Source organism: Caulobacter mirabilis (assembly GCF_002749615.1).
Classification (GTDB): domain Bacteria; phylum Pseudomonadota; class Alphaproteobacteria; order Caulobacterales; family Caulobacteraceae; genus Caulobacter; species Caulobacter mirabilis.
Window position 1 is genome coordinate 1677532 of the sequence record NZ_CP024201.1, and the last position, 26294, is coordinate 1703825.

At 70.8% G+C, this 26294-nt stretch carries 8 protein-coding genes; 6 read left to right on the top strand and 2 right to left on the bottom strand.

The features are described 5' to 3' along the window. The first annotated feature begins 18 nt into the window (after positions 1–18). The 4 genes from CSW64_RS08265 to CSW64_RS08280 are packed head-to-tail and all read left to right on the top strand — an operon-like array spanning position 19 to position 20601. The gene (locus tag CSW64_RS08265; RefSeq protein WP_099621663.1) at positions 19–8148 is read left to right on the top strand and encodes a fibronectin type III domain-containing protein; all 8130 of its coding nucleotides are present in this window, start codon (positions 19–21) and stop codon (positions 8146–8148) included. Further along, entirely contained in the window at positions 8145–16796 is an 8652-nt protein-coding gene (locus CSW64_RS08270) for an RHS repeat-associated core domain-containing protein (RefSeq protein WP_099621664.1), read from the top strand. Before CSW64_RS08265 ends, CSW64_RS08270 begins: the two co-directional genes overlap by 4 nt. A gap of 56 nt (positions 16797–16852) precedes the next feature. Beyond that, a complete protein-coding gene (locus CSW64_RS08275) occupies positions 16853–18553 on the top strand; it encodes a Hint domain-containing protein (protein WP_099621665.1) in 1701 nt (566 codons plus the stop codon). A gap of 59 nt (positions 18554–18612) precedes the next feature. After that, positions 18613–20601, top strand: a complete 1989-nt coding sequence (locus CSW64_RS08280) for a hypothetical protein (protein WP_099621666.1) — start codon at positions 18613–18615, stop codon at positions 20599–20601. Here the strand turns inward: CSW64_RS08280 and CSW64_RS08285 are convergent. Next, entirely contained in the window at positions 20598–21569 is a 972-nt protein-coding gene (locus CSW64_RS08285) for a glucokinase (protein ID WP_099621667.1), read from the bottom strand. The genes CSW64_RS08280 and CSW64_RS08285 overlap by 4 nt on opposite strands. Positions 21570–21574: 5 nt before the next feature. After that, complete coding sequence (locus CSW64_RS08290) at positions 21575–22204, bottom strand: TetR/AcrR family transcriptional regulator (protein ID WP_245863870.1); 630 nt, start codon at positions 22202–22204, stop codon at positions 21575–21577. A gap of 166 nt (positions 22205–22370) precedes the next feature. On the opposite strand from CSW64_RS08290, the gene CSW64_RS08295 reads away from it, so the two are divergent. Then, a complete protein-coding gene (locus CSW64_RS08295; RefSeq protein WP_172448499.1) occupies positions 22371–23954 on the top strand; it encodes a carboxylesterase/lipase family protein in 1584 nt (527 codons plus the stop codon). Positions 23955–23982: 28 nt separating this feature from the next. Next, complete coding sequence (locus tag CSW64_RS08300) at positions 23983–26247, top strand: TonB-dependent receptor (protein WP_099621669.1); 2265 nt, start codon at positions 23983–23985, stop codon at positions 26245–26247. Positions 26248–26294: the final 47 nt, after the last annotated feature.

Below are 26294 nucleotides of genomic sequence, written 5' to 3' on the forward strand. Positions count from 1 at the left end.
GCGGGAGCCTAGGCGCCCATGGCCCGCGGTCGCGCTCTCACCCTGTCGGCGCCGGTCCTGAACCTGCTCTATTCCGGCAGCGACGCCGATCCTGCGACCGTCCTCTCATTCAGCGGAACGCTTGGGGTCACACACGCCTTCGCCGGGACGGCCGGCGACAGCTTTCCGGCCTCCGGCGTGACCATCGCGGCCTGGGTCAACACGACCCAGAGTGACGCCAACGCGGTGATCCTCTCGTTCGGACCGACGGCCGGCGGCAATGCCGGCCGACTCTGGCTAACCAACCCCGCGGCGCTGACGGTCCACTATGGAACCGCGACCGGCGGAGTCGCCGCCACGGCGCTGGCGGTCAACGACGGGACCTGGCGGCACGTCGTCGTCGGCGTCACGCCCGCCGATCGTCTTCACTATGCGGTCGAGGTCTGGATCGACGGGGTCCAGCGCTGGCGATCGGCGGGCGCCCTGGCCTTCACGGCCGGCGCGGGCCTTTCGACGAGCGGGACCTTCACCCTCGGGCTGGGGCAGGGCGCGCCGGAGACCGGCCTGATCGGCCAGGTCAGCGAACTGCAGCTGTGGGACGCGGCGGTCATGCCGCCGTCGCAGGCGGCCGCGCTGATGCGGCATCGCGCGGCCGACGGCGATCCCGGACTGGCGCTGGTCTGGCCGCTGAACGTCGCGCCGTCGGGAAACCCCATCCCGCCGGCCGCCTTCGTCGCCTCGACCCTGCGGTTCCGCCAGCCGGACGCCGGGCAGACCACCTTCGGCAGCGCCCAGTGGGCGGCGATCCCGAACGCCGTCAGCTACGACCTGCAGGTGGTGGCCCAGGACGGCTCCTGGACCTACGCCCAGTCGGTCACCGGTTCGGGCGCGATCGTCGCGCCGATCGCCGGCGTCCTGCCGGGACGCGGCTACCAGGCCCGTGTCCGCGCGGTCGGTTCGGGAGAGACCGGGCCCTGGAGCGCGACGGCGACCTGCACGCCGATCGACCTGCCTTCGGCGAGCATGGGCTTCTCCTGGCCGCAGGGCGGGACCCTGAGCGCGCAGTGGCCGGCCGTCGACCAGGCCCAGGGCTACGGCGTCGTCCTGACCACCGCGTCAACGCCCGCTTCCAGCTTCCAGACGGGGACCAGCCTCGACCTGTCCAGCCAGGTGACCGGCGACAGCGTGGTGACGGTGGCGGCGCGCGGGGCCACCGCGACGGCGGCGGGCGGCTCCGGCGCCTGGGGGCCGAGCAGCACGCCCGGGTCGACGGCCAAGACCGCCCTGGGCTTCTACTACCAGGACCCCGACGGCGCCGGGAACGGCGATTTCGTCTTCGACTGGACGCCCGACAGCCCGGCGCCGGCCTACTACTATATGGAGGTCCGCCAGGGCTCGACCCTGGTGCTGACCAACTCGGTCGCGGGGAGCACGGTTCCGCCGGTCCTGGTCCCGGCGCCCAACCCGGTGACGACCGGACAGCAGTTCGTCGGCCGGATGCGGCGGATCGGGCAGGGGGCGCTCGCCGCCTGGGACTCCCAGACCGTCACCATTCACGGCCAGACCGCGCCCTCGGCGCTGTTCCAGGCCGCGGCGCCGCCCGCGGCGGAGGCCCTGGCGCTGACCTGGGGTTCGGTCGCGGCCGGGGCGACCTACAATCTGGAGACCCGGACCGACGGCGGGACGACGCCCGTCGTCACCACCGGCGTGACCTCGCCCTATTCGCTGATGACCCTGCTGTCGCCGACCTCGGATCCGACGGCGAACCACAGCTACACCTTCCGGCTGCGCGCGGTGATCGACGGCGATGTGGGCCCGGCCAGCGCCGTGACCGCCGCCCCCAGCCTGACCGGCGCCTTCCGCTATGTCTGGAACGGCGGACAGGACGTCGGCGCCCTGACGGTCGGCTGGACGCCGACCACCGGCTCCAGCCAGGCCTACGTCCGCGTCTTCACCGGCCCCGCGACGACGCCGACCAGCTTCGGACTGGTTCCGGTCAGCCAGGGCAGCTTCGCCGTTCCGCCGCCGAACGGCGGCTTCGTGCTGGGGACGACCTACGCCTCGCAGCTGCGCGGCCTGGGCACGGGCTCGATGAGCGCCGCCCAGTTCGGCCAGGTCGTCATCCGCCAGATGTCGACGCCGGTCGTCCAGCTGGCCCAGACCCAGCCAGGCGTGATCGCGGTCGAGGCGCGCTGGGTCGCCGTGGATCCGGCGCTGACGCCGAGTTACCTGCCGGTGCTGAACGGCGTCGAGGGCGTGCTGCAGAGCACCCGCTCCATCGACCTGACGAGCCACCTCAACGATACGGCGGCGCTGACGGTCCAGGTGCGGGCGGAGGCGGACCAGTCCTATGGTCCGCTCAGCGCCGTCGGGACGCCGCCCGCGCTGCAGCCGAACTTCACCTACCTGCTGACCGCCAACGGGACCCAGTCGCTGACGGCGACCTGGACCGCGGCGCCGCTGGTCTATCTGTCGGTGCAGCAGACCGGCGGCGGCGCGCCGAACCAGCAGCTGTTCAGCGACGGGACGACGGCGACCTACGCCGTGCCGGCTCCGGGCGGCGGTTTCGTCGAGAACGCCGTCTACACCCTGTCGATCAAGTCGGCGGCGAACGGCGTCCTGGGGGCGATGACCGCGCTGCCGGTGACGATCCATCAGCTGGCCCAGCCGGTTCCGGTCTTCCAGTCGGGCGCGACCGCGGATCCGGTCACGCTGCAATGGCCCGATGTCCGGACCCAGGCCCAGATCACCGCCGGCCTGGCGGTGACCTACGAGGTGGCGCAGAACGGGGTCCTGGCGCCGAACCAGCCGTCCGGCCTCGTCTACACCTTGACCGCTACGCAGCTGGCGACGGCGGGGGTCCAGACCTTCACCGTCCAGCCGCACGCCCAGGGCTCCTGGGGCGTGATCAGCGCGCCGCCGACCCTGGTCGCGCCGGCGCCGACGACCCTGACCTACGACGCGGCGACCCAGCAGCTGGCCCTGGCCTGGCCCCAGAGCACGGGCGCCACCGGCTACTACGCCGACGTGACCACGGGCGGCGGCGCGCCGCTGGCCAAGCAGTGGGTCGCCCAGCCGGGCGGCTCCACCCCCGCCGCGGCGACGTTCAGCGCCTCGGGCCTGTCGACGGGGACCAGCTATACGGTCAGGGCTCGCGCCTTGGCCGGCGGCGCCATGACCGACTTCGGCGCGCTGTCGCTGACGCTGCAGCGGCTGGTCGGACCGTCGGGGCTGACGCTGACGGGCGCTTTCCAGCAGCGCCAGATCACCGCGGCCTGGCAGTTCGACGCCAGCGGCCTGGGGACGGTGACCTATGTCGCCGAGCTGCGGAACAGCGGCGGGACGGTGCTGGATCGGCAGATCCCGTCGACGACAACCGCGACCCTGACGTATCCGAACACGGTGGCCCAGGGCGACACGCTGACGGTCTTCGTGCGGGCCGTTTCGGGCGGGAACCTGGGGCTCTGGAGTTCCGCTCCGATCACCGTCGGCAGCAGCCTGGCCCAGGTCGGCGGGGTCGCGGCCTCGTTCGACACCGCCAACGCCATAACGGTCGGCTGGAGCTCCGTCTCGGGCAGCAACGTCACCTACACGGTGCAGGTGACGCCGGCTTCGGGCGGGGCCCCCCTCTACACCCAGTCCGGCGTGAGCGGCACGTCGCTGACCCAGCCGCAGTCGGTCACCAAGGTCGCGCAGAACACGACCTACAATGTCCAGGTCCAGGCCAACTCCGGCGGCGGCAGCGGGCCCTGGAGCCAGGCCGCGTCGGCGACGACGAACAAGCCGAACCCGCCCGACAACGGCGGCGGCGGCGGGTCGGGATCGTCGGGCGATCCGGTGCTGCTGGCGAACGGTTCGTACGTCTACAGCAACGTCGACATCGAGGTGGCCGGGGTCGTGCCGCTGAGCCTCGAGGTCCGCTACAACACCGTCACGCCGCTGCCGAGCGATACGCCGCCGGGGCCGTCGGGACCGCTCGGCGACCGCTGGACCCACGCCTACGCCACCAACATCCAGAGCGCTTCCGACGGCAAGACCGTGGCGGTCTGGTGGGGCGACAGCGTCGTCAGCGTCTACGACGTCCCGGGCAGCGTCACCGGGACCTACGCCAAGCAGGGGCAGCCCAACGGCGACGTGCTGGTCCGCCTCTCGACGATGGCCTACCAGCTCACGCGGCGGGACCAGACGGTCTACAGCTTCGACAGCTCGGGCCGGCTGCTGCGCATCGTCTCGCCGGCCGGCAACGGCGTGAACCTGACCTACGCCGACAGCCGGCTGGACCGGGTCACGGACGAGGGGTCGGGCCGCTATCTGCGCTTTGCCTACTTCACCAGCGGCTCGGCGACGGGCCGGATCAGGACCGTGACGGACAACGCCGGCCGGTCGATCAGCTATGACTACACGGGCGGCGACCTGACGCTGTTCACCGACACGACGGGGCTGACGCGCCAGTTCAGCTACTGGCCGGGTTCGCTGATGCACACGGCCGTCGACCAGACCGGCGCGACCTTCATCACCAACACCTACGACGGCCAGAACCGGGTGATCCAGCAGAAGGACGCCCAAGCCGTCGCCACCGGCCAGAACTACTTCATCACCTTCGCCTACGCCGACCAGACCATCTCCGGCTACACCTACGTCCAGACCACGGTCACCGACCGGATGGGCTACGTGACGACCTATCTCAGCGAGAAGACCACGCTGAACACGGTCTCGGAGATCCACAACCTGGCGGGCGGCGCGATCTGGCGGGTCCTGCGCGCCTTCGACGGCGCCGGCAACCTCACGTCGGAGAGCGTCTACCAGGGACCGCCGGGAGCGGCGGCCGGGGTCGGCGCGACCACGACCTACACCTATGACGGCGCCCGGAACCTGCTGTCGATCACCAATCCCCTCGGCCAGACACAGCGGTTCACCTACGACGGTCGCAACAACCTGCTCACCGCCAGCGACGCCCTCGGCAACACCACGACGGTGACCTATGTGACCGGCACGAACCTGCCGCGCAGCGTCACCGACCCGACCGGCCGCAAGCGCATCATCGTCTATCGCTCGGCGGGGACGATCCAGGGCCTGGTCGACAGCCAGACCGACTATCCGCTGGGCGACGGGCCGGGCAAGGTCGGCAACGTCACCACCTATCAGTACACGCCCGCCGGCGAGGTGCAGCAGATCACCGATCCGCTCGGCGGCGCGACGGTGCTGGGCTACGGAACCGCGCTGGGGCGCCTGACGTCGGTACAGGTGAAAGACCCCGCGGGCCTCCTCGCGGCCACGATCAAGAACGAGTACTGGGCCGGCGTCGACCGGGTGCACACCAGCGCGCTGACCTATCCGAACCAGCCCGACGCCCAGGCCTACGTCACCACCACCGTGTTCGACGGCGTCGGCATGCTGACCAGCGTCACCGACCCGCTGCAGCGGACGACCGGCTACCAGTACGACGCCAACAGCCAGCTCGAGCAGATCACCTATGCGGCGGCCTCGAACCCCGACATCACGCAGTTGGTCCGCAACCGCAACGACGAGGTGATCCAGCAGGTCCTGTCGGCGAGCAATCCGACGGTCCAGACCGGCTACGGCTACGACGAGATCGGCCGCCTGACCTCGACGACCGACGGCAACGGCCAGGTCACGACCTATGCCTGGGCCATGGCGTTGCAGCCGGCCGGCGCGCCGTCGCCGATGACGGTCACCATCACCCAGCCGACGGTGACCGTCAGCACCCCGGGGCAGCCGCCGGTCAATGTCGCCTACCAGCAGGTGCTGACCTTCGACCCGCTCGGCCGCCTGATTTCGTGGACCGCGCCGGCGCCGGTCGGCGGCGCGGCCGGCGCCCTGACCACCATCGCCTACACGTCCGTGGCGGGGGGCGGCGGAACCACCAACCAGCAGGTGCTCACGACCTATCCGAAGGCCGACCCCAGCCAGCCGGCGCCCTACCAGACCACCGACGTCTTCGATCCGCTGGGCCGGATCCTGTCGCACACCGACGAGCGCGGGAAGGTCTGGACCACCGTCTACGGCGGGGCGGTCGACCCGACCACCAACACCACCCAGCGCACCATCACCGCGACCGATCCCGTCGGCGCCCAGACGATCGAGACCTTCGACGTCCTGGATCGCCCGGTCGGGCTGAAGATCGGCCAGGGGAGCGCCTGGCGCGCCACGGCGATCGGATATGACGCCCTCGGCCGTCCGGTGCGGATCGAGGAGCCCAACCCGGCGCCCAATCCCCCGACCGCCACGGTCAAGACCACGGTGGCCTACGCCTACGACCCGGTCACACGATGCGTCCGGGCCACGGTCAGCCCCTACCAGACCGCACCGACGGTCCTGGTCGTCGACGGCGCGGGGCAGTGGGTCGGCGGGACGGACGCCCACGGCATCGCGACGAGCATGACCTATACGCCGCGCGGCCAGCTGCAGACCTATGTCAACGGCCGCCAGCAGACCCTGACCTACGGCTACGACCCGGCCGGGCGCTATGTCACGACCGCGCCGCCGGAGGCCGCCGCCCTGGTCGAGCAGGTGCTCGACGGGGCCGGCAACCGTCTGCAGACGAAGGTCGGCGGCGCGGTCCAGATCACCCGCACCTTCGACGCCCTCAACCGGATGCTGACCCGCACGAACAACGTCCACAGCGAGACGGTGTCCTACAGCTACGCCCCGACCGGCGACATCGCGACGATCCTGTACCCCGGGCTGACCAATGCGCTGACCTACGGCTACGACCCGATGCGGCGGCTGCGCACGGTGACCGACTGGGCCGGCCGTCAGACGAGCTATGTCTACGCCCCGAACGGCGTCCTGGCCTCGGCGAGCCTGCCCAACAGCGTCGGCCTGACCTTCAGCCAGGACGACGCCGGCCAGTTCACCGGCTACCAGGCGACCATCGGCCAGGATCTGCTGGCCCAGGCGACCTACACTCTGGACGCCTTCGGCCAGCCGAGCCAGATCACCGAGCTGACGCCCCTGGCCGCCGCCGTGACCGCCGGGCAGACGACCTTCACCTACGCCGACCCCGCGGCCGATCGCCTGACGGCGGTGAACGGGACGGCGGTGACCTACGACGGCGACGGCAACATGACCTCCGTCCCCGGCGTCTCGGGAACCCTGACCCACAACATCTACAACCAGCTCGTCCAGGCGGGGACGGCCGTCTACGCCTTCGACGCCGACGGCTTCCTCGACACGGCGACCAACGGCGCGGCGACGCGGCGCTTCGTCCATGATCCAGCTGGCTACGCCAACCCGATGATCGCGCGGCCGACGGACAGCCAGGACCCGGTCGACACCCTGCTGGCCCGGCTGATGGGCGGGGGGGCGGCCTCGTTGCCGGAGCAGCAGGCGCTGGTGCGGCCCTGGGCGGCCAATGCGGCGATGGACCGGCCGCTGGCCACCGTCGACTCCGGCGGGAGCACGACCCGCTACGTGAACGGGGCCGGCCTGATCGGGCGCGAGACCGCCGACGGCGGCTTCCAGACCTACGTCTTCAACGGCGTCGGCAGCACCCTGGCCCTGGTCGGGGCGGCCGGGGTGACGGACGCCTACGCCTATGATCCCTACGGCCTGCCGGCCGGACGACAGGGCGTGAGCGACAATCCGTTCGCGCTGCACGGCCGCTGGGGCGTGATCACCGATCCGTCGGGCCTGTGCTTCATGCGGGCCCGCACCTACGCCCCGGGGCTGGCGCGGTTCATCGAGAAGGACCCGGTCTTCGGCGACCTCGTCTGGCCCCAGACCCTCAACGCCTACGGCTTCGAGCCCGGCAACCCGCTGCAGTTCCTCGATCCGCTCGGCCTTGGCGGCGGCAAGGACGACGGCGGCGGAGGCGGAGGAGGCGGAGGCGGCGGTTGGGCCATAGCGGGGTTTGTCCTCCTGGGGCTCGTCGGGTTGGGAGCCATCGCCGTCGGCGTCGGCGTCGCGGCGGCCTATGCCGCCCCCGCGGCCGCGGCGGCCGGGGCCGGCGGGACCATTCCGGCCAGCGCGATCGCGGGCGGTTTCACGCAGCGGGCCGCCTTCTACGCCGGGCGGGCGGTGTTCCGGTTCGGCGGCCGGGCGAGGGGCTTCCGGCTCAAGATGTGGGCGAGCAACCGCGCGGAGACGCTCGGCCGGGCGACGTCGGTGGAGATGCGCGTGCTCTCGAGCGGGGGAGGGGCGGTATGACGTCATCCGAACGCCTTCGCCAGGCCGTCGACCTCTATCGCGGCGAGGTGGCCTTCAGCCTGCCGCTCGCCGTCCTGCCGGGCCGCGGCGGGCCGGACGCCGTCCTGACGGCCGCCTACAGCGGCTCGGTCGGCGCCGTTGTGACCTACGACAACGCCGTCGCGCCGACCGGCGTGCTGGGCCTGGGCTGGTCGCTGTCGCAGTCGTCGATCGCCGCGGCGCCGGATGGCGCGGGCTATGTTCTGCAGGGCGAGGGGGGCGGAGCCAGCCCGCTGGTCCTGATCGGGACCGAGGCGGACGGGACGCAGCTCTACGCGTCCGCCGACTATCGCTTCTGGATCATCCGCTACGATCCGGCCGCCCAGCGCTGGGAGATCACTCGCGAGGACGGCGGGCGGGCGGTCTACGGCGACGCGGCCAGCGGCCGGGGAACGGTGGACTGGGGCGTCGCCTGGGGCGGCTGGACGGGCGCCAGCACGGCGCTGGCCGGCCAGACGCCGGTCGCGGTCGGCTGGAGCCTGTCGCAGGTCTTCGACCTGTGGGGCGACGTGGTCACCTACGCCTACGACCAGGTCGCGGCGCCGGTCGGCGGACCCGGCGGCCTCAGCTACACGCGGGCGACCTACCTCAAGACGGTCGTGGGGGCGGGCGGCGACGTCGCGCGCCTGACCTACGGCGAGAAGGCGGCCAACGAATGCCCGCCGCCGCATGCCGATCCCAACGGCCTCAACGCCTGGCAGGACCGATACGGGACACGCTACCTGCAGAGCGTCAGCGTCTATGCGCCCGGCGGCGTCTTGATGGGCGTGACCAGCCTCGACTTCGAAGGCGGCTCCGGCCAGACCCAGTACGTGGGGCAGGGAACCCTGGCCAAGCGCCTGCTGATGGGGATCGTCGCCACGGCGCCGGCCGCCACGCCGCCGCCGCCGTTCAGCTTCACCTATGTGACCACAGCGGGCAGTCCGGTTCTCGGAACCCTGGCGACCGCCCAGGCGCCCGAAGGCGGCCAGGCGACCTACGCCTATGCATCGGCCGGCATGACGGCGACGCTGTCGGCGCGGGACCTGACGCTGTCACCGCCGATCCGTGCGGGCGTCACCTTCAGCCAGCCGGTGTTCTACTTCGCCGAGGACTATGCCGTCGTCACCTGGCTGGGCAGCGACACGAGCGTCCAGGGCGTCGCCTACCGCTGGGTCGGCCGGTGGATCGCCACGACCCTGGCCAGCCTGCCGCTGGGTTCGGCGACCTACGCCTCGACAGCGGTGGGGCTATCGGCGGACACCTTCTGCATCGCCGCCAACGGCAAACTGCTGGCCTATGTGATCAGCGAGTCCCAGGTCGGCGGCTGGAACGCCACCGCCACGGCCCTGACGCTGACGCTGCAGGCCGGGGAGGCGGTCACCGCCGTCTGCGGCTCGGGCTTCGCGGCGGTCGTGGGGCAGGCCAGCGGCAGCCTCAATCCCGCGCACTGGAATGGCGCGGCCTGGGTCGCCGACACGGTCGTGCAACTGGCCGGGGCGACGGGCGCCCTGTGCGCCCAGGTCGCCGCCGAGGATCGTCGACTGCTCGCCGTCTCCACGGGAACGGCGACGGGCGATCTGGTCGCGGTGTTGATGAGTCTCGATCCGTTCGGCCGCTGGACCTCGGTCAGTCGGCCGACGCCGCGGCCGATGCCGTCGATCTCGACGCTCTCGGTCGTGCTGGGCGAGGGCTACGGCGCCTATGCCGCCGCCGGCGGGCCGACCGGTTCGGCTCAGGTGATCTGCAACGGCGTCTCCTGGCCGGCGACGATCACACGACTGGACCTGACCCGGTTGGCCACGCTGACGCCGGCGGTCGGCGCCTTGGCCCCGGCGTTGGCGATCCGAGGCGCGATGGTCGGGCTCGGCGGTCAGTTGTTCCGCTACCAGGGCTCGGGCTGGAGCCGCTACAGCAGCGACGCGGTCGTCTATCCAGGCGAAACGGCCGTGACGGGGATCACCTACGGCTTCGACGAGGCCGTTCGGACGATGACCGGCGCCGGCGGCTCGCCGCTGTTCGACCTGGCCGCCTATGACCCCTCGACCTCCGCCTGGACGGTCCCGGCGGCCTTCGCCGGCGCGGCGCCGACGGGCGGGAGCTTCGCGGCGCGAACGGCCGTCAGTCCCAGGACGCCGAGCCGCTATGTCGTCTTCCCGACAGTCAGCGGCCAGACCTGGAGCAACGGCGTCTACGCCCAGGGGGCGGACGGAAGCTGGACGGCGGCCCTGTCGCTGGCGGACTCCCTGGCGGCGACCGAGACCGCGTCGCTGCAGGTGCTGGGCGAGCGCTGCTGCGTCTATCAGACCGGGACCAAGACCGTCGTCTATCCGCTGGTCAACGGCGCGGCGGGCGCCCGGATCGAGCTGTCCGGCCAGAAGGTCCTGGTTCCGTCCGGCACGGGCCGCGAACTGGTCGGCCCGTCCAGCTTCGTGACCTACAGCGGGACCTGGGGGGCGGCCGGCTCGACGCTGACGTTGCGCAGGATGGTCCAGGGGGCCGTGGCCGGTCAGCAGACCGTGCCGGCGCTGGCGACGACGGCCCTGAACGACGGCTACGCGGTGCAGACCCTGGCCGTGGCCGGCGACGCGACGACCGCGACCGTGACCGCCGACGGCTGGCGCGCCGCCTACAACCAGATGACCGTGGCCGAGGGGACCGCCAACACCGCGGTCGCGCCGAACGGAACCAGCGTCACCTGGTTCTTCAACGGACTGACGGCCCAGGACACGCCGGCGCAGCCTTATCCGACCGGGACCGACACCAACGCCGCGACCCTGCTGGGCCTGATGGCGGGGCAGGTCTACGGCCGCAAGGACCGCTCCGCCGGCAGCGGTTCGCCGCCGGTGCTGACCGACGCCGGAACCACGACCTTCTACTGGTGGGGCTATCGGCAGGCCTTGTCGCAGGTCGCCGGGGACAACCGGACCGGCTTCTACGCTCGCCAGCGGCGGCTGGTCCGGCTGCTGGACGGCGTGACGACCACGGTGCGGACCAGCTACGCGCCGAACGACCAGACTCCGCCGGTCACCGGCCTGCCGACGGTCACGGCGACGGACCGGTACAACGCCTCGGGCCAGCTGGAGACGCTGACCCAGACGCCGACCTACTTCTGGCAGCAGTATGACGCCGCCCGCAGCCTGAACATCCTGACGCCGGTGGTTCAGACCACCGCCGCGACCAACGGCGCGACGACCGGCATCTCGATCGAGACCTGGCGCAACGACTGGCCGACCCGGCCGGGCGCCTGGGCGCCGTCGGCGACCTACCGGGCGCTCAGCGCGGCGCCCGCCGCGTTCAACTGGGCCACCGGCACGGGGCCGGCGGGCAGCTGGCTGCTCGGGACCGCCGTGACCCAGCGCTCGCCGCGCGGGCTGCCGATCGTCACCGTCGACGCCCTGGGCCGCTACAGCGGCGCGGTGCGCGACGCGGCCGACCGGCTGACCACGGCCGCGTTCGTCAACGCCCGGCTGGATCAGGCCGAGGCCGGCTACTACGGCTGCGAGCCCTACGAGAACGACCTCTACTGGTCCTACGCCGGCGGCGGCGCCCTGAGCGACTACATCGTCGGGACCCAGGCCCACACCGGCACGCAGAGCATCCAGATCGACCCGGTCGCCGCCGGGACCAAGTCCGGACCGGCCGCGACCTTCCTGCGCACGACCGGCGGCCGGGCCTATCTCTTCTCCTGCTGGCTGCTCACCGATCCGGGCTTCGGCGCGGCCTCGGGGACCGCCCAATGGGAGCTGCAGGTCTACAACGTCGCCGGCGCGCCGGTCGCCGTCGGGGCGCCGATCATCCTCAGCCTGACCGACACGGCCGGGAAGTGGGCCTACCTGCACCAGATCGTCGATCTGGCGGCGGTGCGGGCGGCCAACCCCTCGGTCCCCGCCGGCGCGCCGCTGAGCGTCGGCCTGATCGCCTACAACCAGAAGACCGGGAAGCGGTGCTGGGTCGATGAGCTGCGCTTCTCGCCGCTCGACGCGGCCTACGAGGCGACGGTCTTCGACGTCGACAGCCTGCTGCCCAGCGCGACGCTGGCGCCGAACGGCCAGACGACGCGCCTGGTCCGCGACGCCGCCCGCAACGTCACGGCCGTGGTCGGGCCGGCCGAGAACGTGGCCTCGATCTCCAGCTTCACCTACGCCCGCTCCCTGACGAGCGGCGGGGTCTTCGACCCGAACCTGCCCAACAGCCTGCTGAGCATCGGCGGCCTAGCCAACGGCGTCTATTACGACTTCGATCCCAGCGACCAGGCGGACTGGACCCTGCCGGACGCCTACTGGACCGTGAGCGGCTGGCAGCTGGTCTACACCGGGACCGCGACCCCGCCCGCCTTCAGCCAGGCGACCCTGACCGGCTTCGTGCACGGCAACTACGCGATGAAGGTGGAGGTCCAGCGCCAGTCCGGCGCGGGCGCCCTCGCCAACGCCCGGATCGGGATGGGCGATGTCTATGTCGCCTGGGACCAGACCGCCGCGACCTGGACCCTGTACGCCCCGGCGACGCCGGGCGGCGCGGCCCAGGTCCAGGCGGTCCGCGCGGGCCGGTTCGCGCGCACCTGGATTCTCGCCTTCGTCGAGGAGCTGGTCCTGTTCTACGCGGACGGCCAGCAGGTCTTCTGCGACCAGCTGACCGGGCTGGTGCGAGGGGACGGCAAGCTGATCCTGGGTCTGTCGGGGCCGGGGAGCTTCAGCAACCTGGTCTGCGCGGTGGAGCCGCAGATCTCGCTGGGGCTGTTCGACGGCGCCGCCAAGCCGATGCAGAGCCTGTCGGTCGTGGACGGCAACACCGTCGTCGCCGGCGGGACACTCTACGACAGCCAGCAGCGGCCGCAGTACGGCAAGGACCCCGTCTCCAATCCGCTGATGATCGGCGCAGGGCCGCAGGCCACGCCGCCGCCGCCCAGCACGGCCGAACAGAACCGGCTGATCGGCGACATCGACAGCTATCTGCCCTACGTCAACGGCCAGCCGATGACGGTCGCTCAGTACACGGCGCCGGCCAACGGCTACCCCTTCACCCAGACCCTCTACGAGACGGCGCCGACCGCGCGCGTGGTGGAGGAGGGGGCGCCGGGAACGGAGTTCGCCGTCGGTTCGGGGCACACCTATCGCTACGCCTACGGCGCCAACACCGCCAACGACCCGCTGACCCCGCTGCTGCCGGCCGGATCGCCGGGGCAGGCGCCCGGCAGCTACAGCGTGATCACCGAGACCGACCCGAACGGCGTGATCACCTATCGGCTGGTCAACCAGAGCGACCAGACCCTGGCCGTCCGGACCCGGATCGGCGGAACCCAGGCTTCGCCCGTCTACCAGACCAGCATGTCGCTCTTCGACCCGGCCGGGCGGCTGGTCACGGTCCAGCTGCCCAACTACTTCTCGCCGCCGTCGGGCTCGACCGCGGCGCCCTGGGTGATCCAATACGGCTACGACTTCCTGGGGCGGCTGATCTCGCAGACCACGCCCGACTCCGGCCAGACCCAGTACGCCTACGACAGCGCCGGCCGGCTGCGCTTCGCCATGGACGCCGACGGCGCCGGCCAGACCCCGCAGCGCATCAAGTACTACCAGTACGACGGCCTGGACCGGGTGATCCAGGCCGGCCTGGTGCAGAAGACCGGCGTCGCCTGGTCCGGGATCTCGGCCTACGTCGACCAGCCGGCCTGGCCCACGGTCGCCCAGGGCGCGACGATCTACAGCCAGAACACCTACGACGCCGACGGGGCCGGATCGAACAACCTGGAGGGCCGGCTGTGGCAGGGGACGGTCGACAACGGGACGGCCGGCCTGACCACGGACGCCTTCGCCTACGACCGGCGCGGCAGCGTCCTGACACGCAACACCACGGCCGCCGGCTACGGCGCGACGACCTACCAGAGCGCCGCGCTCTACAACAATATCGGCCTGCCGATCATGACCACCTATCCGCAGGTCCTGACCGGCGGACAGCCGGTCGGGACGCCTTTCCAGGTGACCTATTTCTACGACCGCCTGGGCCAGCTGGCCGGGGTGGGGCAGCCGCCGGCCGGCGGCGAGGTGCTGGATCCGGAGCATCCGCGCGGCGGGCCCGAAATCTACTACGCCTCCTACTACTACAACAGCATGGGCGAGGTGACCCAGGCGCAGCTGAACGACAACAGCCTGGGCGCCCCGATCCAGCGCGCCGCCGCCTACAACAGCGCCGGCTGGCCGACCGCGGTCGGCGGGGACTTCTATCTCGAGACCCTCACCTACGGGCAAGGCGGGTTCAACGGCGCGACCTCCTACAACGGTCAGATCACGTCCGCGGCCTCGTCCTACGCCGCCGAGCCGGGCCTGGACCCCTGGACGGCGCCGCCGATCCGGCAGAGCCAGTGGGCCTATCAGTACGACGCGCTGGGGCAGGTGCAGGTGGCCGACCCGGGCGCGGCGGCCGACGCCGCCAACGCGGCGCTGGCCATCGGCTCGGCGACGACGCCGGTCAGCTACGACGCCAACGGCAATCTGCTGTCCGTGCCCCGGGGCCCCACGACGGAGCAGTACAGCTACCTGACCGGCGCGGCTCCCAACCAGGTCTGGAACAACAACCGCGTCCAGTCGGTGGCGGCGGCGATCCAGTCCACGATCCAGTTCGCCAACGCGACCGCCTATCCCGGCTGGACCTGGGGGGCGAGCAACGGGGGACCGTCGTCAAGTTCGGTCGCGCCGCCGGTCGGGACGGGGACTCTGCCGCCCGGGCAGGCGCTGCAGCTGACCGGCGGCAGCCCCGGCCACGCCGAAGTGCTGCAGTTCGCCGGCTTCCTGGCCATGGGCGGGACCTACCAGCTGTCCTACTGGCTCAACACGCCGGCCCCCTTCGCCGGCCAGCCCGGGCCGGCGAACTGGAGCCTGCGGCTGTTCACCGACGCCGGCGAGACCGTCGACGCCCTGATCCGCGACATCGGCGCGGGGTCGACCGCCTGGGTCCAGGTCACCGGCGTGACCATCGACACCCAGACCATCGCCAGCACCATGGGGCTGGACGGCCATGTCGTCAGCATCGCGCTGGTCCTGACCAACGGCCGGACCAGCGGGACCAGCGCGCCGGGCGCCTCGCTGTTCGTGGCCGACGTCCAGATCACCGGAACCGCGCCGATCGGGCAGTACGGCTACGCCTCGCCCAACGGCTGGGTGACCAGCGCGACCAGCCGGCAGCTGAGCAGCCTGAGCTATCACCCGCTCACCGGCCTGACGACCGGGGCGACGGTGACCGGCGCCCGGGCGCGGACCGTGACCTACGCCTATGGCCGGGGGACCGACCGCAGCGTCGAGCAGTGGACCGACGCCGACGGGACGGTGACCAAGGTGCTGGACCTGCGCGGGCCCGGGGGGCAGCCCCTGGCGCGCCGCACGACCAGCGGGGGGACGGAGACGGTCTCCTACTTCCTGCACGGCGCCGAGGGCCTGCTGGCGACGGTGCCGGCCGAGGCGACCACGACGACCCGCTACGCCCTCAACGATCACCTCGGCTCGGTGCGGGCGGTGGTCGACCAGACCGGGACGCTGCTGCAGACCTACGACTACGGCCCGTTCGGCGAGCTGCTGCAGGGACCGGCCGCGCCGCTGCAGCCCTACGCCTACACGGGCCAGCCGATCGACGCGGCGATCGAACTGACCAACTACCAGGCCCGGTTCTACGACCCGGCGCTGCGCCGCTTCTACGCGCCCGACCCGGCCGGACAGGGGGCGTCGTCCTACGCCTATGTCGCCAACGACCCGATCAACGCGACCGATCCGAGCGGGATGTTCCTGATGCGGCTGGCCAGGGACGTCGGCCGCCGACCCGGCACATATGCGGGGCTCGTCGTCAGCGGCGCGGTGGCGACGGCCAGCGTCGTGCAGTTGTTGGTCACCGATCCCGGGTTCTACACCAGGCCCTGGGGACGGCTGTGGGCGTGGGGCTCGAACCTCGACAACTGGGCGCAGGACGGGATCATCACTGGCAAGATCTACCGCGTCCTGCAGAGCTTCTCGCGGGATGAGCTCGTCACCATGATGAACTACTTCCCGGTGGCCTACGCGGTGACGACGCCCCTGGCGTTGCTGTGGGTGTACCGGCCGGTGCAGTTCGCGGTCGACGCCGCCTACCATGCGGGCGGCAACGGTCAGGCGGCCAACGCCATCCGGCACGTCACCTGGATGTGCAACGCCAAGCGGTTCCTTTGGGCGGGCGACGCCTTCGCCAACGACCTGGGCGAGGCCCACGAGCGGGGCCGCAAGGGGCGGCTGGAGGACCAGATCGCCGACCGGATCAACAACGCCATCGCGCTCTATCTGGCCGGGCAGTCCGGTCAGGCCTGCGGCGCCATCGCGGAGCAGGCCTGGGGCCCCTTCAAGCCCCAGACCTGGGACGACAACAAACTGGCGTGGAACCACGAATACAACGGATTCCAGGAGGGAACGCCGATCGACCCGCAGCAGGACGACCTCATCTCGGCCTCCTGGGTCAGAGGTCTCGATTTCCTCGCCACGACCTCCTACGCGCCGTTGTTCGAGGGCGAAGATCTCGCAGAGCTCCAGCGGCGGGGGATCCAGTATCCCCGCCCGTCGCGGCCGACCCCGTCGCCTGCTCCGTCGCCGACCGGCTCCGGGAAGGAAGAGCTGTGACCCGGCTTCGAACACCGCACCTCAACCGATCAGACCTTGGACAACGGAGAACCACCATGTCGTCGCTCAGGACGCTTCTCATCGCGGGAGCCTCGGCCGGCCTCCTGCTGTCGGCCGGCGCCGCCGTGGCCGGCTCGCCCGCGAAGTCGCCGCTGAAGGCGCCGCCGATGACCAGCCAGGACAAGTCCGACCTCGCCGCGGTCCTGGCCTTGGCGCCGGCCGGCCAGCCGACCGCGCTCGATATGTCGAACCCGGTTCATTACCGGTTCTTCGTGCGCCAGATGAAGGCGGCCGGCGTCACGCCGGATCGCTATCCGCAGCTGTTCAAGGTCACCGAACAGGCGCGCAAGGCCAAGCCGCCCGCCGTCGAGCGCCGCCCCATGACGGTGCTCGCCGCCCAGGGGCTGCCCGGGATCACCCCGATCCAGACCCTGACCGCGATCGGCACCGACGACGGAACCAACTATTTCGCCTCGGCGATCTCGTCGGTGCCGCAGACGCCCTATTTCTCGCAGCTGGTCGTGCAGCTCTACGATTCCGGCGGCAATCCGATCGGTCAGCCGGCCAGCTCGTCGTCGGCCACCCAGCCGGCCAGCAACGTCAACGCCATCGCCAACGGCGCCTCGTCGACCTCCTACGCCGCAGTGCAGGGGGTCGCGACCTACTTCTGGCAGGACCAGTTCGGCAAGGCCTACCACGGCTTCGTCGAGGGCGTGGTGACCACCGCCCCGACCAGCATCACCAACCTGGCGCCGATGCCCGGGACGGGGCAGTCGATCACCAAGCTGTGCCTGGGGCGAACCGGCACGGACTGCACCTACAGCCCGCCAGGGGGCACCGGGACCAACGTCCTGATGCCGGTCCAGGGCAGCATCACCTTCGCCAGCGCGATCAACACCTCGCCCAGCACCCAGACCTCGCTGATCACCATGGCGCGGCCGGACACCGGCCAGGGCGGCGGCTGCACCATCGCCAGCACCGACAACTTCTTCGCCGATCCCAACACCGTCATCAACGGCGGCACGATCAGCTGGAACCTGAACCCGGCGCACTTCCAGCCGGCGGTGGGCTGCCTGGTCCCCAACTCGACGGCCATCTACACCCTGACCCTGGGTCTGGCCGTGGCCAACCAGGCGACCTTCGTCACCATCACCAGCGACCCGAACACCGACCCGCAGGACCCCTACTTCAAGATCATCCCGGAACTGCAGGTGTTCTTCAGCTGCCTGGCCGAAGGGACCCTGGTGACGCTGGCGGACGGGAGCAAGGTCGCGATCGAGGACCTCAAGGAAGGCGCGCTGGTCCGGGTCGCCGGCGGCCGGACCTTGGCGGTGGAGAGCAAGCTGAAGGGGACCGAAGAGGCCCCGATGATCCGGCTCAAGACCGCGGGCGGCCGCGAGGTCCTGATCACCGACGGGCACCCGGTGATCGTCGCCGGGAAACCCGTCCTGGCGGGCCTGGTGCGTGTCGGTCAGAAGGTGACGATCGAGGGCGGCGTGGACGCCGTGGTGTCGGTCGAGCGTGAGGCCTACGCCAAGCCGGTCTGGAACCTGAATCTGGGCGCTCCGCCGGCCAGCCTCAACGACCCGAAGGTCACGGGCAGCGCCTTCTACGCCGGCGGCATCCTGGTCGGGGACAACGTCATGCAGTTCGTGGAGAACCGGAAGCAGCAGAAGGCGAGGGCGGCGGTCGCCGTTCAGCGGGTTCCGCCGGAGTGGCGCCAGGACGTCGTCAGCGCGATCAAGGACGGCAACTAGAAACCGAGGGGCGGTCGGGGCGGCGGCGCCCGGCCGTCGTCCGGTCCAGGGAGCGAGCGATGAGCACGACGCCGGTCTTCACCTCGGCCACCTACATACCGGGCAAGCTGACGGCCCGGTGGACGGCCACGCCGCCGGGGACGGGCTTCACCGGCTATGTCGTGACCCTGACGACCAACGGAACGCCCGAGACCTTTCCGAGCCAGACGACCAGCGTCTTCACCCTCAACCGAACCCTCGACGCGGCGTCGACCTATACGCTGCAGGTCGCGATGCAGATCACCGGCCAGCCCTCGGTTCCGTCGGCGGTGATCACCCTGATCGTCCAGGCCCCGACCCTGACCCAGGTGAACAACAACGGGACCAAGGTGACATACCGCTGGAGCGCCGCGGGCGGGGCGGGGGTCGGAGGCTATTTCGCGGGCCTGAATTCATCTGCGACCAACTGGACCAACCAGACGGCGGCGAACGTCCTGACCACGACCTTCACCCAGGCCCTGGCCAGCGCGGGAGCCTGTACGGCCTGGGTCCGAGCGTGCAGCAGCGACGGCGTCGTCCTGGGCCCGAGTTCGACGGTGCTGACGGTGATCACCCAGGCGCCCGCCCTGACCCGGATCAACAACACCGGCGCGGTGGTCGTCTACGCCTGGACCGCGGCGGCGGGCGGCGGGGTCGACGGCTATCTGGCCACCCTCACGTCGCCGGCGACGAACTGGACCAACCAGACCAACGCCCAGACGCTCACCACGCGCTTCAACCAGTCGTTGTCGGGTCAGGCGAGCTGCACCGGATGGGTCCGGGCGGTCGGCAGCAGCAACGTGGTCCTGGGGCCGGCGACGGCGACCCGGACGCTGATCACCGAGGCGCCGACCCTGACCTCGATCAACAACAACGGGGCCAAGGTCGTCTATCGCTGGACGGCGGCGGGCGGCGCCGGGGTCCAGGGCTATGTGGCGCGGTTGTCGTCGCCCTTCACCGACTGGAACCAGTCCACCGGCGCCTCGACCCTGCAGGCGACGTTCAACCAGGCCCTGGCCGGGCTGGGAACCTGCACCGGCTGGGTGCGCGGATCGAGCACCGACGGCGTCGTCCTAGGCCCCACGACCCAGGTCCGGACGGTGATCACCGAAGCGCCGACCATGACCCTGATCGACAATGGCGGCGCGCAGGTCGCCTACAGCTGGCAGGCGGCGGGCGGAAGCGGGGTGGGGGGCTATGTCGCGACCCTGACCACGCCCCCGACCACCTACAGCAACGCCACCGCCGCCGATGTCCTGACGACCGCCTTCAATACGGCGCTGGCTGGGCTAGGGACCTGCCAGGGGTGGGTGCGCGGGACCAGCGCCGACAGCATCGTCCTGGGGCCGGCGACCCCGGCTCTGACCCTGATCACCCAGGCCTCGGCCGTGACCAGCCTGGCCTACGATGTCGGCGCCCTGGGCGTGATCTGGACCCCGGCCAGCACCGGGGCGACCGGCTATTCCGCAACGGTGGCGCAGACCGGGCAGGCGACCCAGACCTATCCGATCGGGGCCTCCGGCAGCGGGACCGCGGCCGTCACCCTGGCGCCCGGCGGCGTCTATCAGGTGGCCGTCCGCGGAACGGCGCCGAACCTGGTCGGTCCGCCCGGAACGACCCTGCAGCCGCTGACCACCACCGCGACCGCGGTGAATCTGCGCGCCACCAGCCCCAGCGGATTCAAGATCGCCTGGGCGGCGGACACGGACGCGCGGGTGACCGGCTACATCGCCGAGTTCGTCGCGGACGGCCAAAGTCAGGGAACCTCGGGCGTGACCGCCTCGCCGGCGACCTTCTCCGGGACCATCGCCAGCGATGTCATCTATCAGGGCCGGGTGCGCAGCACCGCGCCGAACCTGCAGGGGCCCTGGACGACGCTGGTCAACGGGCCCTACCTGTCCACCCAGGTTCCGACCTACGACGCGCTCGGGCGGCTGACCAACCTGACCTGGGATGCGGGGGCGAGCGTCGCCTACACGCTGGACGCCTTCGGCGATATCCAGACCATAACCTGGCAGGCGCCGCCCTAGAGATCGGCGGCCCAGGACGAGACGAGGCGGCGAGCCGCGCCCAGCAGGCCGGGCTCCGGCCGGGCGATCAGGGCGATCGGGATGCGCGCCATGTCGCCGGCGGCCGGTCCGCGAGCCTCGAAGCGGGCGCGGAAGCGCGGCGTCTCGAGGTGGCCGGCGATGCGCGGCGGAATGCCGCCGGCGACCACGACCGCCTGAGCGCCCTGGGCCAGCGCCAGATCGCCCAGGGCCGAAGCCAGCAGGTCGGCGAAGCGCTCGATCGTCCGCCGCGCCAGGTCTTCGCCGGTCGCGGCCGCGACGATCTCGGCCGCCGTCCTCGACGGCGTCGCGCGGCCGTCCATCGCCGCCAGCGTCTGGTAGAGGGTCTCGATCCCGCGGCCCGACAGAAGGGTCTCTCGAGAGACGTGGTCGCGCGTCCGCAGCAGGTGGTCCAGCAGGGCGAGGTCGTCCCGGTCGGCGGGGGCGAAGGTGGTGTGGCCGGCTTCGGTCGGGACCACCCGCGCGCCGCCGTCGACCAGCATGGCCACGCCCAGTCCGGTGCCCGGTCCGATGACCGAAACCCGATCCGGTAGAGCGGCGGGCCAGGCGGGGCCAGGCAGGGGACGCCAGTCGTCCGCCTCCAGGACGGGGACCGCGTAGGCGATCGCGGCGAAGTCGTTGATGATTTCCAGGCTCTGGAGCCCGAACCGCTGCTCGAGGTCTTCGACGGAGAAGGACCAGTCGCGGTTGGTCAGCCGGATCCGACCGCCGCCGACGCTGCCCGCGATCCCGAAGACCGCCCGCGCCGGTCGATCGCCGCCGAGATAGGCTTCCAGGCAACTCTCGAAATCGCGAAAGTCGGCGCCGGCGAGCACCCGCTCGTCCGACAGGACGGGGCGGCCGCTCTCGTCCGACGTGACGCGGGCGAATCGGACGTTGGTGCCGCCGACGTCCGCGGCCAGACCGCCGCCCCTATCGGAAAGCGCCATCGCGCCTAGCGGACCATGACGGCGATCAACGCCTTCACATGGTCTTCGATCACGTCCGGGTCGGATGGATCGATGCCCCAGACCCGGCGGACCTCGGGCGCCAGGGTGTAGAACAGCTGCGAGGCGCCGACGAAGATGTAGGTGAGGGCCGGGACCGAAGCCGCCGGCAGGATGCCGTCGCGTTGCAGCAGCCGGATGAAGGCGCCGGCGGCCTGGCTGGTGCGTTTGATGAAGGTGTCCGCGGCCCAGTGGAAGCGTTCGCTGTCCCGGCAGGTTTCCTGAACCATCAGGCGGGCGTGTTCGGGATGCCGCGCCGAATAGAGCACCACCTGGCGGATGATCTCGGCGGCGTAGGCCCGGCGGTCCGGATAGCGTGGATCGTCTGGACCGGGCAGGGTCAGATCGCTGGCCTGGCGCTCGAACAGGAAGGTGACGGCCGCCCGCCACAGCTCGTCCTTGCTGTTGAAGTGGTACTTGATCAGGGCGTGGTGGACGCTCGCCTTGGCGGCTATGTCCCGCGTCGATGCGCCATCGAAGCCCCGTTCCGAGAACTCCTCCAGCGCGGCCTGGAGGATGGCGGCGCGGGTGGCCTCTTTCTGGCGTACGCGAGCGTTCAAGGCGGCGCTTTCCTTCATGGGGGTCCTCCGACGCCGGACCTAAGTACCGTGCATCGGGCTTCAATCAAAATCGATCAAAGCTCGTCAGAACCCGCTCGACTTCGTTATGCAGTTGTATAATATGTCGTCAACGCGCCGGGGCACAACGGCGAAGATGCGGCCATGGGTCGTCGGGAGGTACCGGGTGAGCGTTTCCAGTCGATCGCAGTCGTCGCGGCGCATGTTGTCGCTGCTGGCCGGCGTCGCCGTCCTGGCCGCCGCCTGCGCGCAGCCTGCCGCCAGCCAGCAGCCCGCGGGCGGGCAGGCGGTCGAGGCGCAGGTCGAGACCGGCGCGCTGCGCGGTCGGCAAGCCGACGGCGTCAAGGTGTTCAAGGGCATTCCCTACGCGGCTCCGCCGGTCGGCGACCTGCGCTGGCGCGCGCCGGCCAAGGCGGCGGCCTGGCAGGGCGTGCGCGAGGCCGACCGCTTCGGCTTCGACTGCATTCAGAACAAGCCGGGCTGGGATCCCACCCAGTCCAAGGAGCCGCAGAACGAGGACTGCCTGACCGTCAACGTCTGGGCGCCCGAGCGGGCGGCCAAGGCGCCGGTCATGGTCTGGATCCACGGCGGCGGCTATGTGATGGGCTCGGGCAGCCAGGCCCTGTTCGACGGCGCCAAGCTGGCCAAGCGCGGCGTGATCGTCGTGACCTTCAACTACCGCCTGGGCCGCTTCGGTTTCTTCGCCCATCCGGCCCTGACGGCCGAGGCCGGCGATGCGCCGGTCGGCAACTACGGCTACATGGACCAGATCGCGGCCCTCGAATGGGTCAAGCGCAATATCTCCGCCTTCGGCGGCGATCCGGCCCAGGTCACGATCTTCGGCGAGAGCGCCGGCGGCGGCTCGGTCAACCAGCACATGCTGATGGCGCCGTCGCGCGGCCTGTTCGCCCGGGCCATCGCCCAGTCCGGCGGCGGTCGCGACGCCCTGGCCCTGCTGAGCCAGGATCGCCCGACCAAGCCCTCCGCGGAAACTGTCGGCAAGGCCTTCGCGGTCAAGGCCGGCGTGACGGGCAATGACCTGGCCGCGCTTCGCGCGCTGCCGGCCAAGACGCTGCTGGGCAATCTCGACCTTCTGAACATGGAGGACGCGACCTATTCCGGGCCTTTCATCGACGGCCGGTTGGTGACCAGCAACGCCGTCGACGGCTTCGCGGCTGGCAAGCAGGCCAAGGTCCCGTACCTGGTCGGCGCCAACAGCGACGAGATGGGCGTCATCCCGGCGCTGTTCCGTGGCGGGCTGGTGTCCAAGGCGCTGAAGCAGATCGACGGCGACACGGCCGGGGTGGAGGCCGCCTATGGCTCCAAGTCGGCCATGAACGACCGCTTCCTCAGCGACTTCAACTTCGTCGAGCCGGCGCGACGCCTGGCGGGCTTCCAGGCCCAGGCCGGCGCCCCGACCTGGCTCTACAGCTTCGGCTATGTGCCGGAGGCCAAGCGCAAGTCGCTGAAGGGCGCGCCGCACGCTTCGGAACTGGCCTTCGTGTTCGGCAACCTGTCGGCGCTGGACGTCAAGACGACGCCAGCCGACGAGGCCGCCGCCACGCTGGTCGGGGACTACTGGACAACCTTCGCCAAGGGCGGAGATCCGAACGGTTCGGGCCGCGCGACCTGGCCGGCCTACGGCCGCGCCGCCGACACGCTTCTGTCTTTCACCAACGACGGGCCGGCTGCGGCCAAGCCCGACGCCGGTCCGCTCGACGCGATCGGCAAGCTTCAGACAAGGCCGTAAGGCCGTCCCACAAGAAGGGGAGGGGACTATGCAAAGCTTCAAGAACGCCCTGTTCGCGGGCGCGGGCCTGGCGCTCGCGTTCGCGGCCCAACCGGTCCTGGCGCAGGACGCCGGCGACGAGACCTCGGTCACCGAGGTCGTCGTCACCGCCCAGAAGCGCGAAGAGCGCCTTCAGGACGTGCCGATCGCCGTCAGCGTCGCCTCTGGCGAGCAGCTCGAGCGCCAGAACATCGCCAATGTCGACCAGCTGAAGCTGATCGTCCCGAGCTTCGAGGCCACGTCGTTCGGCATCTCGATCCGCGGCGTCGGCACGGCGACCTTCTCGACCTCGATCGAGCCGACCGTCTCGACGGTGCTGGATGGCGTCGTGCTGGGCCGGCCGGAGATGGCGCTGGGCAGCTTCTACGACCTCGAGCGCGTGGAAATCCTGCGCGGCCCGCAGGGCATGCTGTTCGGCAAGAACGCCTCCTCGGGCGTGGTCAGCATCGTGACCAAGAACCCGGTGCTCGGCGACTTCGGCTTCGCCGGCAACTTCAACCTCGGCGAGGGCGGCTACAACAAGTCCGACGCCACCGTGAACGTGCCGCTCGGCGAGGACGTCGCGCTGCGCGTGGGCGGCTTCGTCAACAAGCTCGACGGCGTGCTGAGCAACAAGTTCGACGGCCGCAGCTTCAACGGCAACGACGAGTGGGGCGCCCGGGCCAAGCTGCTGTGGCGGCCGACCGACGCCATCGACGTGCTGATCACGGCCGACTACGCCAAGCAGGATCAGACGGTGACCTGGTCGCCGTACAAGACCCTGCTGGGCACCCGCGCGGCGCTCATGCTGGCCAACTGCGGCGTGAAGGCGTCGCCGGACAACACCAACGTCTGCATCGACGGTCCGCAGTTCAAGGATCGCGAGAACTACGGCTTCTCGGCCCAGGTGAACTGGGACATCGGCGGCGGCTACACCCTGACCTCGATCACCGCCGGGCGTCGCGACTTCGACTTCTCCAGCGGCGACTCCGACAGCCTGCCGATCAACATCCTGAACACCAATCTGAGCAACCAGGACATCCGCCAGGTCAGCCAGGAACTGCGCATCGCCTCGCCGACCGGCGAGCGGCTCGAGTACGTGGCGGGCGTCTACTACTTCAAGATGACGACCGACCAGACGACGGTGCAGACCGGCACCTTCAACCTGCCGTTCGTTCCGCCGGTCTTGAACCAGACCATCCGGAACCACGTCGTCACCGAGAGCCGGGCTCTCTTCGGCCAGGCCACCTATAACGCGACCGAGCAGCTGCGTTTCATCGTCGGCGGCCGCTTCACGCGGGACAACATCTCGCTCGACTTCGACCAGTTCGGCGCCAACCCGCCGCCCTTCGTGATCGGCCCGAACGTCAAACTGTCCGACGCGGTCGAGGAGAGCAACTTCTCCTGGCGTCTGGGCGTGCAGTACGACATCACGCCGGTGACGATGGCCTACGCGACCATCTCGCGCGGCTACAAGGGACCGGGGTTCAACCAGACCGGCGTGACCAACCCGCTTCAGAGCCAGCGCGTCGACCCGGAGTATCCGACCAGCTACGAGATCGGCCTGAAGACGGTGCTGCCGGGCGGCAAGGCCATCCTGAACCTGGCGATCTTCGACACCAAGTTCGAGGACTACCAGGCCCAGACGCTGGACTACTCGCTCGCCCCGGCGCCGCCGGCCTTCCGCACCATCAACGGCGGCGACCTGAAGTCCCGCGGCTTCGAGGTGGATGTGACCGCCGCCCCGATCGAGGGGCTCGTGCTGACGGCGGCCGCCACTTGGCTGGACGCCAAGTATGGGACCTTCGGCTACATCAGCTGCTACCCGGGCCAGCCCACTGTTCCGCCGGCCAACGCCGGACCGGGCAAGTGCGTCGATTTTGGCGGCGGTCTGAAGGGCTACAACCCGTCGGGTCAATCGCTGGCCGGCGCGGCGGAGTGGAAGGTCGCGCTGTCGGGCAAGTATCAGCGCCCGATCACCGAGAACTTCGAGGGCTTCGTCCAGGCCGACTACAGCTGGCGCAGCGACGTCAACGCCTCGGCCGCCGGTGATCCCGGCACCAAGATCGACGCCTACGGCATCCTCAGCGGCGCCGTCGGCGTGGAGACCGCCGACGGTCGCTGGCGCTTCTCGGTGTGGGGCAAGAACCTGACCGACGAGCGGTTCCCCAGCGCCCTGTTCGGGACCGTGTTCGGCGCCGACGGCGAGTACAGCCAGATCCTGACCGGCGACGCCTTCCGTCGCTACGGCGTGGCCCTGAACGTCCGCTACTGATCTTTTCGTCCTGCGCATGACTTGGGCGTGACGGCGACCGCCGTCGC